The organism is Ovoidimarina sediminis (genome assembly GCF_032586175.1).
GTDB lineage: Bacteria > Pseudomonadota > Alphaproteobacteria > Rhodobacterales > Rhodobacteraceae > Ovoidimarina > Ovoidimarina sediminis.
The window spans coordinates 20914-32875 of the sequence record NZ_JAWHTE010000022.1 but is presented as its reverse complement, the minus strand read 5'-3'; the positions used below and the strand labels follow the sequence as shown (position 1 = coordinate 32875).

The following is an 11962-nucleotide window of genomic DNA, read 5'->3' as shown; positions in this document are numbered from 1 at the left end:
ATCAAACAACCACCGGGCATGGGAACACACTGATGTCGCTCGAAGACGCAAAAAATGAAATAGACCGGGCCTTTACGGAAGAAACCTCGCGCGGCCTCGCCTTCGAGAATGCCTTCGCGGGCGCCACATCCTTCCTCCGCCGCCGCTATACGAAAGATCTCACGGGCGTCGATCTCGCCATCACCGGCATACCGTTCGACCAGGCCGTCACGAACCGCCCCGGTACGCGGCTCGGCCCCCGCGCGATCCGCGAGGCGTCAAGCCTTCAGCCCTTCGATCCCCCCTATGGCTGGCCATTCAGCCCGCTCGAGGAATTCACCATCGTCGACTGCGGCGATCTCGCCTTCGACTATGCAAAAACGCCGGAATTTCCGGGCAAGCTTCAGGCGCATATCGGTGGGATTCTATCGGTCGGCGCTGGATCTATAGCACTCGGGGGCGATCACTCGATTACCCTCCCGATCCTAAGGGCTTATGCCGAGAAGTTCGGACAACTCTCGGTTCTTCAATTCGACGCTCACGGCGATACCTGGGCCGATGACGATCCGAACCGCATCGATCACGGCACCTTCCTCTACACCGCCGTGAAAGAGGGGCTCGTCGACGATACCACCAGCGTTCAGGTCGGCATCCGCACCACGAACCCCGAACCGCTCGGCTTCACCATCGTTGATGCGCAGGCCGTGCACACGAACGGCACCGCCCGCACGCTCGACATCATCCGCGAAACCTTGGGCGACCGACCTGTCTACCTGACCTTCGACATCGATTGCCTCGATCCCGCCTTCGCGCCGGGCACCGGAACGCCGGTCTGGGGCGGGCTCAGCTCGGCCCAGGCCGTCACGCTTCTTCAAGGTCTGAAGGGCATCAACATGGTGGGCGGCGACGTGGTCGAAGTCTCGCCGCCCTTCGATCATGCCGCCATCACGGCGGTTGCGGGCGCCCATGTGGCTCATGAGCTTGTCTGCTTATACTGCTGGAACAAAAGATAAATCTCAATATCACCTTGTATGGGGCGCAGCGCGGCATACGTCGCTTCCCATGAAAACCGCGTTCCTCATCGTTCTCGCCCTCGCCGTCCTCGGCGCCATTGCCCTTCAGGCCTGGATCCGCCTGTCCGCCGTCGATCCCGCGCGCTGGCACACCGCCATCGAGGTGCCGGAAGACGCCCCCGGCGACTGGCCGATGCAGAACGGGCATCGCGCTGTCTTCGATCTCGCGGAAACACCGCAAACCGTCTGGTCCCGGGTCGAGACGCATCTTCTGTCACTCCCTCGCACCCGCGTTCTGGTGGGCGAGGCGGGAACGGGCCGGATGACCTTCGTCACCCGCACGGCCTTCTGGGGCTTCCCCGATTTCACCACTGTCGAGGTTCTGCCCCGTGAAGGCGGCGCCCGCGTCCGCGTTTTCGCCCGGCAAGGGATCGGCCAGTACGACTGGGGGGTGAACCGCGCGCGGGTCGAAGGTCTGCAAGAGGCGCTGACCGCCTCCAACTGACGCCACGGGCGCGGCCCCGCACTCCACGCTTGACGGCACCCGGCCAATCGTGTGTCAGAGGCCCATGGTTCCCTTCGAGAAACTCGACCAGATCCGCGCCCGTTTCGAGTTTCTCGAAGCGAAGATGGCCGGCGGCGCCGAGGCCGGCGAAATCGCCGCGCTCGCCAAGGAATATTCCGATCTCAAGCCCGTGGTCGAAACCATCGCCACCTACCGCACCACCCTTGCCGACATCGAGGAAGCCGAGGCGATGCTTTCCGATCCCGAGATGAAGGCGCTCGCGGAAGAGGAACTGCCCACCCTCAGGGCCCGGCTGCCGGAAGTCGAACAGGCAATCCGCCTCGCCCTCCTTCCGAAAGACGCAGCCGACGCACGCCCCGCGATCCTTGAAATCCGGCCCGGCACGGGGGGAGAGGAAGCGGCGCTTTTCGCGGGCGATCTTCTCCGCATGTACCAGCGCTATGCCGAGGCGAAGGGCTGGGGCTTCGAAATCCTCGAGCTTGCGGAAACCGAACTCGGCGGCATCAAGGAAGTCGTGGCCAACATCCGCGGCGACGGCGTCTTCGCACGGCTCAAGTTCGAAAGTGGCGTCCACCGCGTACAGCGCGTGCCCACCACGGAATCGGGCGGGCGCATCCACACCTCCGCGGCGACGGTCGCGGTGCTGCCCGAGGCCGAAGAGGTCGACATCGACATCCCCGCAAGCGATATCCGCATCGACACGATGCGCGCCAGCGGGGCCGGCGGCCAGCATGTGAACACCACCGACAGCGCGGTCAGGATCACCCACGTGCCCACGGGCATCGTCGTGACATCGTCCGAAAAATCCCAGCACCAGAACCGCGCGATAGCCATGCAGGTTCTGCGCACCCGGCTCTACGACCTCGAACGCCAGCGCGCCGAGGAAGAACGCGCGGCCGACCGCAAGGCTCAGGTCGGCTCCGGCGACCGCTCGGAGCGCATACGAACCTACAACTTCCCGCAAGGGCGCATGACGGATCACAGGATCAACCTCACCCTCTACCGGCTGAACGAGGTGATGCAGGGCGATCTCGACGAGGTGATCGACGCGCTCATCGAAAGCGATCAGGCCGCGAAACTCGCGGAACAGGGGCTGTGACCCGGGACGAGGCGCGCCGTATCCTGAAAGAGGCCGGGGTCGCCGATCCCGGCGGCGACGTCCGGCGGCTCTACGACTACGCGATGTGGATGGGCGAGAAGATCGGGGGCCAGGATCGCGATACCCCGAACAGCCTTACTCTCACGACCTTCGCCAATTCCGTCAGACGGCGGGCCAAACGCGAGCCGGTGTCGCATATCACCGGCTTCCGCGCCTTCTGGAAGACCGAATTCTTCGGCATCTCGGGCGATGTGCTCGATCCTCGCCCCGAAACCGAAGCCCTCGTGGATCTCGCGCTTCAGGCCCCCTTCACCCGGCTTCTCGATCTCGGAACGGGCTCAGGCTGCATCGCGATCTCGCTTCTCCTCGAACGCCCCGCTGCAACCGGGCTCGCCACCGATATCTCTCCCGCCGCGCTCGCAGTGGCAAAGCGCAACGCCAGTTTCCGGAAGATCGACGACCGGCTGGATTTCGCGATCTCTGACTGGTTGGGCGCGGTTGAGGGGGAATTCGATCTCATCGTGTCGAACCCGCCTTATATCGCGGCCGGCGAAATGCCCGATCTCGCCCCCGAAGTGCGCGAATGGGAACCGCGCGTCGCGCTCACCGACGAAGCCGACGGGCTGACGGCCTATCGCGCCATCGCAGCAGGCGCGTCCAGGCATCTTACCCCCGGCGGGCGGCTTCTTGTCGAGATCGGGCACATGCAAGGCGCGGCGGTTTCGGAGATTTTCCGCGCGGCAGGGCTTGAAGACGTCGCCGTTCAACCCGATCTCGATGGTCGCAACAGGGTGGTCTCCGCCCGCGGCTGAGATCGGCGGAAAACCCGTCAGATCTTTGATTTTCCGCGAGAGTCGCAAGAATCCGCCCTTTTTTCGGCAGATTCCCCTTGTCTTGTCGCAAGGGCCGTGCTTACTGAATTTGCGCGGGCGGTGGGGTGCCGGAGCACCCCCTGCGCCATTTGCCAACCATTGCGAGCGTCCGGGAAGCCAGAAAGGTTTCTCAGCCCAAAGGACACACGGGACGATCGCCAGAGCCACCGAAGGCCACAAGCAAAGAGACCCTATGAGATCTTCGAAGACACGTTCGCGGTCGAAGTCGAACCGCAACCGTTCGATGGGAAACATCGTCAACCGGGTGTTTGATTCCTCTGGCCCTGAAGGCAAGGTGCGCGGCACCCCGCAGCAGATCATCGACAAGTACAACCAGCTTGCGCGCGACGCCCAGCTTTCGAATGACCGGGTGGCGGCGGAGAACTTCCAGCAGCACGCGGAACATTACCTGCGCATGCTGTCCGAAGCGCAACGCGAACAGGAGCAGCGCCGCGAACAGCAGGAGCGCGAACAGGAGGCCCGCCGCGAGCGCGAGCAGCAGGAACGCGACCAGCGCCGCGAGCGCCAGCAGCAGGATCACGACTCGGCGGCACAGGTCGCGGCCGGCGAAGGGCCGCAACCCGATGTGGTCGATGTCGGTAACGACAGCGACTCGGGCCTTGTCGAGACGCCCGAAAGCAAGCCCAACCGCCCGCGCCGCGGCCGCAAGCCCAAACAGAACGCCGAAAGCGGGCAGGGCGATGGCGGCGGCGCTCCCGAGGCCCCCGAAGCGGCGGAATAATCCCCGGAATCTATCAATCGGCGTGACGGGGCGGGGCCCCGCGCGCGTGCTTGCCCGCGCCGATCCGCTTGGACACCAGGATTTTCTAGTGCGCGTCCAGTTCCCGGGCCAGGGCACAGAACGCCTCGAGCGGCACCTCTTCGGCCCGCGCCGTGGGCGCGATGCCGGCCGCGATCAGCCGATCCTCGATATCGGGCGCCAGCCGCTTCAGCGCAGCGCGCAGCATCTTGCGCCGTTGATTGAAGGCCGCCGCCACGGTGCGGGTCAGCGTCTTCGCATTTGCCGGAAAGCGCGGTTCGGGCAGCGGGGTCAGATGCACCACCGCCGACCGCACCTTGGGCGGCGGGGTGAAGGCGGATGGCGGCAGATCCATCACGATCCGCGCGTCGCTCCGCCATGCGGCCAGAACGGACAGACGGCCATAGGCCTTGGAACCCGGTCCGGCGGTGATCCGCTCTGCCACCTCGCGCTGGAACATCAGCGTCAGCGTCTGCCAGAAAGGCGGCCAGTCGGGCGGGTCGAGCCACCGGGTCAGAAGTTCGGTGCCCACGTTATAGGGCAGGTTCGCGACGATCTTGACGGGCGGGGTCAGGTCCCGAGCCACGTCGATCTCCAGCGCGTCGCCCGACAGGATCTCAAGTCGCCCGGGATAGGCCGCCGCGATCTCCGCAAGGGCCGGGAGGCAGCGGTCGTCCTTTTCGACGGCCACGACCCGGCGCGCGCCTTCGGCCAGAAGCCCGCGGGTCAGCCCGCCGGGGCCCGGCCCGATCTCCAGCACATCCGCCCCGGTCAGATCCCCCGCCGAACGCGCGATCTTCGCGGTCAGGTTCAGGTCAAGCAGGAAGTTCTGGCCAAGCGACTTGCGCGCCGAAAGCCCGTGGGCGGCGATCACCTCGCGCAGGGGCGGCAGGTCGTCGATGGCGCTCATGGGCGTGGGTGTGGCAGAGGTTTCGGGGCCTGTCCACCGCTGGGGCTCTGCCCCAGACCCCGGGATACTTCCGGCCACATGAAGATATCAGGGGCCCGCGCGCCGGGCGGCCATGTCGCGCGCAAGCTTCAGCGCGTTGATCAGCGACGTCGGATCGGCCTTGCCGGTACCCGCGATGTCGAAGGCCGTGCCGTGATCGGGCGAGGTGCGGATGAAGGGCAGCCCCAGCGTCACGTTCACCCCGCCCGCGAAATCGATGGTCTTGATCGGGATCAGCGCCTGATCGTGATACATCGCCACCGCCGCGTCATAGCGGGCGCGGGCGGCCTCGTGAAACATCGTATCGGCGGGCAGGGGGCCCAGAAGGACGAAGCCTTCGTCCTGAAGCCCTGCGATCACCGGTGCGATGATCTCGGCATCCTCCCGGCCCATCGCGCCCCCTTCGCCGGCATGGGGGTTGAGGCCCGACACCGCGATCCGGGGCGCCGTGATCCCGAAATCGGAGAGAAGGGCGCGATGCGTGATGCGGATCGTTTCCTCAAGACGCTCTGCCGTCAGCGCCCCCGGCACCTCCGCCAGCGGGATGTGGATCGTCACGGGCACCGTGCGCAGCGTCTCGCACGCCAGCATCATCACCACGCGGTCGACCCCCGCGAGGGCCGCGAGGTATTCGGTATGCCCGGGATAGGCGAACCCGGCCCCGTCGATCAGCGCCTTTTTCGAGATCGGGCAGGTCACGACACCGCCCGCCGCCCCCGATCGCGTGAGATCGACGGCCCGGGCGATCACCTCGATCACCGCTCCGGCGTTTGCGGGCGCGGGCGTGCCGGGCGTCGCGGGGGCAGGGAACGGATGGGGCAGGACAGGAAGCGCCGCGCCTGCCTGTTCGGCGGCCTCGGCCGGGGCGGCGATCTCGGCCACCGGTGTGCCAGCGGGCAGATGCGACGGATCGCCGATCCAGGCAAAGGGCACCTCGCCCCGAAGCGCGTTCCAAGCCGCCACGGCGATCTCGGGCCCCACGCCCGCCGGCTCGCCGCAGGTGACGGCGAGGGGCGGGATCATTCGAGTTCGATGATCTGCGCGTCGGATCTGAGTTCTGCCAGATAACCCGTGGCATAGCTCTCGATCCGCTGGTTCACCAGCTGACGGCGGATCTGCGCACGGTCGATCGCCTCGCTCGCCTCCGTCGTCCGCCCGCACAGCATCACCAGAAGCTGGGTGGAGCCGCGGCGCACCGAGGTCGACACTTCGTTGGCGTCAAGCGTTGCCAGCGCCTCGCGCACGTCCGCCGGGATCTCGTCAAGCGGCCGCGCCTCGCGCAGAAGCCGGTCCTCGGGCAGGTTCTTCGCCACCCCGTAAAGATCGTCGCAGGTGTCGATCTCGTTCGCGATCCGCACCGCATCGGCACGCTCGCCGTCCGGGATCCGGAATTCGGCATAATCGAGCGACAGAACCTCCGGCGCCCGCGGCGGCAGCTCCTGAAGCTCGCGCAGCTGGAAGACGGCAATCGCGTTCCCGGCCCGAAGCGGTGTGGTCACGCCCCCCGGCGGCAAGGTCAGAAGTTCCGCCCGGATCTGCGGCGGCAGGTTGCCGAGCGGGATCCAGTCGATCCGCCCGCCCCGGCCCCGGCTGGGCGAGGCGGAAAAATTGCGCGCCGCGGCCGCGAAGGCCTGGAACCCCCGGGTCGAGGCGGCGATCTGGCGCGCGCGCTCTTCCGACTGGGCCGCTTCCTGGGCATTCCGTGCAGGAAGGATGATCTCCGACAGCAGCACCCGGGCACCGCCGCCCGAGCTTGCCAGCGCCACCGCCCGATCCACGTCATCCTCGCTGACCCGCGCGCGCTGGGCAAAGCGCAGGCGGATCGTTTCGCGCCAGAGCAGTCCGGCGGTGACGAAATCGATGAAGGTTTCCCGGTCGACGCCTGCGCGCGATAGCGTGGCCAGGAAATTCTCGGGCGTCGTGTTGGCACGGCCCGCGAATTCCTCGATGCCCTGTTCGACGCCTTCCTCGGTCAGCGACAGCCCCGTGGCCTCCGCCGCCTGAAGCTGAAGCTTCTCGTCGATCAGCGCCTCGCGCGCCTCCTCCAGCGGATCGCCAGGTGATCCCAGGGCCTGCAAAAGCCGCGCGCGCTGCTGGATGTCATAGGCGGTGATCACCTTGTCATTGACGCGGATCACCGGCGAAAAACTGCCCTGCGCCGCGGCGGGACCGGCGGACAGAACGGGCAGGGCGGCAAGAAGCCCGGCGAGGACAAGATGTACGATACGGGGGGTGAGCACGGGAACGATCATCCTCTGCATTTCCGTCGGGCGGCCTGGCGTTCGCTGCTGCCACCGAAGCCCGCGAGAGAGATCCTCAGATCGAGCTCGGTTGCCGGTTCGACATTAGACGAACTGGTAAAGCGGCGCGAGAGGGAAAGGTCGACCGCAAGGCACTCGTTGCGAAAGCGCAGCCCAAGCCCGGCGCTCGTTGTGTTGGAGGTGTCGGCATCGAAGCGCCACTCGCTCGCCGCCGTCCAGTTCTCGTCGATCCGGTAGCTGCCGTCGATGGCAAGTTCGGACAGATCGTCGAACCGGTTTTCGCTGGGTTCCGCCGCGCGCCAGAGGTGCGAACCGGCGAGGTACAGCCGGTCGCCCTGATAGGCCGCCCGCGTTTCCGACCTTGAGATGTCGAAATTGTCTGCGATCAGCGACCGCGAGGTCACCCTGAACGTGTCGGCAAGGTTGTAGGTCACAGCCGCCAGCCAGTCCGAAGAGGTTCCCGAAAGCCCGGTATCGGCACCGAACTGGGCCGGCGCGTCGAACCGGTAGATCCGGCCCACCGTGGCGCCGATCGACCAGCCGTCGGGGTCATGGCGCGTCCACGTGACACCATAGTTGACGCGCAGCCCCTCTTCATACCGATCCGTGCCGGGAAAGCGCGACATCGAGAATAGATTGCCCTCGTCCAGCTCCACCACCGTGCTGTCTTCGTTCGGCACGGTGTCGCCCGAGGCCTCGCTCCATGCGATCTGGATGGCGGGCTCCAGGATATGGCGCGGGCCGCCCGGCATCTGGCGCTCATGCGGCCAGCGCAGCGTCACCGCACCGCCGCCCCGTACCCGGTCAAGCGTGCTGTCAAAGCTCGGGTCTTCGTTCACCACATAGGTGTCGACCGCGGCCTCTGCTTCGGCCTCGAAAACAAGACCCACCGGCAGGATGTGCGTGGCCTGCCAGTCCAGCCCGGCGGAAAGGCGCGACACGTCCCGCCCGACGCCGGGCAGGTCGGACGGTCGCGCAAGCGCCGCCACGTCGATGAACCCCCAGAGCGACCCGAGCGACGGGTCCTGCGCAAAGCGCTGCCGGATCCCGAATTCGAACAATTCGTTCGGCAATTCCCGCGCGGTCGGAACTTCCGAGGCGCGCAGCGTCCGGAACGAGGTGATCCCGGCCGAGAACAGCTGATCGTCCCGGATACGGGCGACCGTGATGTTGCTGTCCAGCCGGTCCTTCTCCGAATAGCCGTAATCGAAGAGATAGGAATTGTCGGTCACAAGCTCCACGTCGAAGCTCAGCTCGAAATTCCGCGGAAGATCGAAACCGCCCTCGGCAAAAAGGTAGGCGCGCGTGTCGCCGGGCACGATATCGTCGCGCGACACGGCCCCGTTGAACAGGATATCGCCATGCCGGAACACCTGCCGGTACCGTGCTTCGAGCGTCGTGGTCCGCCCCGAGATATAGGGCGAGAAGGTCAGATCCGCGTGCGCGCCGATCGGCACGAAATAGCCAAGCCGGATCCCGGTGCCCAGTTGCGTCCGCGTACGCAACTCGGGCGACAGGAAGCCCCGGGCACGGTCCAGCGTTGGGTCGGGCATCCTGAGCCGCGGGAAATAGGCGATGGGCACGCCGAGGAACCGGAACTGCGCGTCATCGAAGTAAAGCTGGCGTTCGGTTTCGTCGCGGATCACCTCGCGGGCGCGGATCTCCCAAAGGGGCGTGCCGCCTTCGCAGACCTCGCAACTCGACGCGGCCACGCGCGACAGGCGCGAATACCGGCCCGATACGCGGGCGATCTCCGCTGCCGCGATCTGAAGCTGGCGGTCGATCACGATCCGCGCGCTTCGAAGGATGCCCCGTCGCAGCGTGGCGTCAAGCTCGGCACTGTCGGCCAGGATGATGCTTTCGCCGCCGCCCTCAGACAGAAGGATCGGCCCATCGATCTGAAGCGTTTCATCCTCGCGGTTGTAGACGACCCGGCGCGCGGTCAGCTTCGCGCCGTCGTACAGCACCTCGACCGATCCTTCGGCGATCAGGATCCGGTCGCCCTCGATCGAAATCCGGTCGGCCACGAGCGACGCGGGGGCGGGCGGCGCCTCCTGCGCAACGGCAGGCACGGCCCAGGCGAGGGCCAGGGCGATCAGAAGGGCGGCGCGTCTCATCCGTCCTCCAGGTGCAGAAGCAGGCCGATCGGCAGAAGCGCGGCGGCCAGGGGTGGCCCCCAGGCGGCAAGGCTCACCGGCACCTGCCCGTTTTCGCCAAGGATCTGCGAAAAGTTGCGGATGAAGTACAGCGTGAAGCCGAGGCTCAGCGCCAGCACCACCATCAGGCCCGTACGCCCGAACCGCGCGGGCCGAAGCGTGAACCCCGCGGCCACCAGCACCATCGCCCCCAGAAGCACGGGCAACGCCATCTCCATCTGCAGCCAGACCTTGTGCTGACGCGCCGAAAAGCCAGCCGCCTCAAGCCGGTCAATGAAGCCGGGAAGCTCCCAGATCGGGATCGCCGAAGGCGTGCCGAAACTGTCTGCAATCTCGTCCCGCGTCAGGTTCGTCGGCACGAAGAACTCTTCGTGCAGTTTCGCATTGGCCTCGGGATTCGCCCCGCCGCCGAACGTCCATTCCTTCGCATCCTGAAGTGCCCAGACGCCGGGGCGAAGCTCCGCCTGCCGCGCCTCAAGCCGCGATTGCGGCGTGCCGCCCTCGCCAAAGGCAAGAAACGTCACCTCGAACAGCACCGTGCCGTCCAGGTTGGCGCGCGCGGCCCGGATCACCGTCTGCCCGGTTTCGCCCCCCTGTCGCAGCCACAGGCCCTCGGGGCTCACCGACAGGACACTCGACCTCTGGCCGAGATAGCGGTCGGCCAGCACCTCGTACTGCTTCGATGTCGCCGCCACGATCGGGTTCAGCACCGCGACGCCAAGCGCGCCCAGCGCCACCGCCACGAAGACCGGCGCGAAGACGGAGGTCAGCGCCGCGCGCCCGGCCGCCCGCGCGATCACCAGTTCGGAATTCCGCGACAGGTTCACGAACAGCGCAATCGCCGCGAGGATCGTGATCAACGGCAGGATCCGGTAGATCGACTCGGGCACATTCAGGAACGTCAGCGCCATCAGCGCCCCGAAACTGATCTCGACCGCGTTGAAGCGGCGGATCTGCTCCACCAGGTCGACAAGCGCCAGCATCAGGAACAGCCCCGCGAAGACCGCGAGAAAGGCAAACAGAAACCGCCGCGCGATATAGAGGTGCAGCGTCATGCCGGGCTCGCCCCCGGTTCGGCGCGCGCCCCGCGCCGCCGCCGCGACCGGCCCGCGTAAAGCAGGATGCCCGCCACGCCCAGCGCGCCGATCACCGGCGCGCCGTAAACCAGCGGCAGCGCCGACACCGACCGAAGGGCCGCATCCGCCATGGCGTTGTCGATCAGGTAGAGCACGATCACGAGTCCCACGGCCCCGAAGATCTGGTTCCAGATCCCGAACCGGCTGAACCCGCCCAGAAGCAGCGTGGCAAACCCGATCAGAGGTGCGATCACCGCCATCATCGGCTGGGTGAAGCGCTGGTGCCCTTCGACCTTCAGCTCCGCCAGGCTCACTCCAAGTTCCTCGGCCAGCGTCCCGTCACCCGTCAGAATCTCGGCGGTCGAAAGCTCCCGCAGGTTCCGCGCGTCCTCCCGCCCGGAACTGTCGATCAGCGAGGCCACGTTCTGCGCCAGCTCGTCGAAACTTGTGACCGCAAGCCGCCGGTCCCCGGGCGTGTAGGTCTGCGCGATGCCGTCATACATCACCAGCCGCGGGCCATCGTCGGTGCGCACCAGCTGCGCCCGGCTCGCGGTGTAACTCACCGTCCGTGCCGGATCGCGCCCGTCGCGCAGGTAGACATCCTGAAGTTCGCCCCGCCCCGTGATCGCCCGGATGTAAAGCGTGATCCCGTCATCGGGATGCACGAACCGCCCTTCCGTCAGAAGCCGCGCGGTCACGTTCTCTGCGATCTGCACCTGCCGGTCGGCGAGCCGCTCGAAACTCGCCGGCACCGCGAAATGCACCAGAAGTCCGGTGAAAAGCCCCACGATCAACCCGAAGGCCAGGACAGGCCGCGCCAGCCGGAAGGGGCCATAGCCGGTGGCCTGCACCACCACCATCTCGCTTTCCGAAGTCATCCGGTTCGCCGTGTAAACCGCTGCCACAAAAGCCGAAATCGGCAACACGATGCGGATTACATTGGGAAGCGTCAGCGCGGTGAATTCAAGGAATACCCCCGCCGACTGCCCGCTCGCGATCAGCCAGTCGAAAAGCCGCACCGCCCGGTTCACCCAGTAGATCAGCACAAGCACGACCGACGAAAAGCCGAAGATCACCATCAGCTGCGACAGCACGTATCTGTCGAATCTGCCCAATCTGCCCCGCTTTCGCTCGCTCGCCTTGCCTTCTTTTAGACCGGAGAGGTCCCGGGGCGCCAGCCCGCGCCGCGCGGAAATGGGCGGAATCTCCCCGCTGGTCATCCCCCCGCACCACAGCTAATCAGAGGGAAACCTGACCGACGGGGATCCGAC

Annotated in this window: 11 protein-coding genes; 5 read left to right on the top strand and 6 right to left on the bottom strand. The window is 66.6% G+C overall.

All coding sequences use genetic code 11. The features are described 5' to 3' along the window. Positions 1–32: 32 nt before the first annotated feature. The 5 genes from speB to RXV90_RS19960 all read left to right on the top strand — a co-directional run bounded on the left by speB (position 33) and on the right by RXV90_RS19960 (position 4231). Positions 33–992, top strand: coding sequence for an agmatinase (gene speB, locus RXV90_RS19980; RefSeq protein WP_316651027.1), 960 nt, complete (start codon positions 33–35; stop codon positions 990–992). Positions 993–1041: 49 nt separating this feature from the next. After that, entirely contained in the window at positions 1042–1497 is a 456-nt protein-coding gene (locus RXV90_RS19975) for a DUF1499 domain-containing protein (protein ID WP_316651025.1), read from the top strand. Positions 1498–1561: 64 nt separating this feature from the next. Beyond that, positions 1562–2617, top strand: a complete 1056-nt coding sequence (gene prfA / locus RXV90_RS19970; RefSeq protein WP_316651024.1) for a peptide chain release factor 1 — start codon at positions 1562–1564, stop codon at positions 2615–2617. Continuing rightward, positions 2614–3429: a peptide chain release factor N(5)-glutamine methyltransferase gene (gene prmC / locus RXV90_RS19965; protein ID WP_316651021.1), complete on the top strand. Its 816-nt coding sequence runs from the start codon at positions 2614–2616 to the stop codon at positions 3427–3429. The genes prfA and prmC overlap by 4 nt, the downstream gene beginning before the upstream one ends. A gap of 253 nt (positions 3430–3682) precedes the next feature. Further along, positions 3683–4231, top strand: coding sequence for a DUF4167 domain-containing protein (locus RXV90_RS19960; protein WP_316651019.1), 549 nt, complete (start codon positions 3683–3685; stop codon positions 4229–4231). Positions 4232–4316: 85 nt separating this feature from the next. Here the strand turns inward: RXV90_RS19960 and rsmA are convergent, their stop codons facing one another. From rsmA to lptF, 6 genes are all read right to left on the bottom strand, one after another. Continuing rightward, positions 4317–5159 (bottom strand): 16S rRNA (adenine(1518)-N(6)/adenine(1519)-N(6))-dimethyltransferase RsmA, encoded by an 843-nt coding sequence (rsmA, locus tag RXV90_RS19955; protein WP_316651017.1) that lies wholly within the window; start codon positions 5157–5159, stop codon positions 4317–4319. An 87-nt stretch (positions 5160–5246) separates the two neighbouring features. Continuing rightward, complete coding sequence (pdxA, locus tag RXV90_RS19950) at positions 5247–6221, bottom strand: 4-hydroxythreonine-4-phosphate dehydrogenase PdxA (RefSeq protein WP_316651015.1); 975 nt, start codon at positions 6219–6221, stop codon at positions 5247–5249. Further along, the gene (locus RXV90_RS19945) at positions 6218–7450 is read right to left on the bottom strand and encodes a peptidylprolyl isomerase (protein ID WP_316651013.1); all 1233 of its coding nucleotides are present in this window, start codon (positions 7448–7450) and stop codon (positions 6218–6220) included. The genes pdxA and RXV90_RS19945 overlap by 4 nt, the downstream gene beginning before the upstream one ends. Further along, positions 7447–9576, bottom strand: coding sequence for an LPS-assembly protein LptD (locus RXV90_RS19940; protein WP_316651011.1), 2130 nt, complete (start codon positions 9574–9576; stop codon positions 7447–7449). Before RXV90_RS19940 ends, RXV90_RS19945 begins: the two co-directional genes overlap by 4 nt. After that, complete coding sequence (gene lptG / locus RXV90_RS19935; RefSeq protein WP_316651009.1) at positions 9573–10670, bottom strand: LPS export ABC transporter permease LptG; 1098 nt, start codon at positions 10668–10670, stop codon at positions 9573–9575. The genes RXV90_RS19940 and lptG overlap by 4 nt, the downstream gene beginning before the upstream one ends. Continuing rightward, positions 10667–11806 (bottom strand): LPS export ABC transporter permease LptF, encoded by a 1140-nt coding sequence (lptF, locus tag RXV90_RS19930; RefSeq protein WP_316651007.1) that lies wholly within the window; start codon positions 11804–11806, stop codon positions 10667–10669. The genes lptG and lptF overlap by 4 nt, the downstream gene beginning before the upstream one ends. Positions 11807–11962 lie beyond the last annotated feature (156 nt).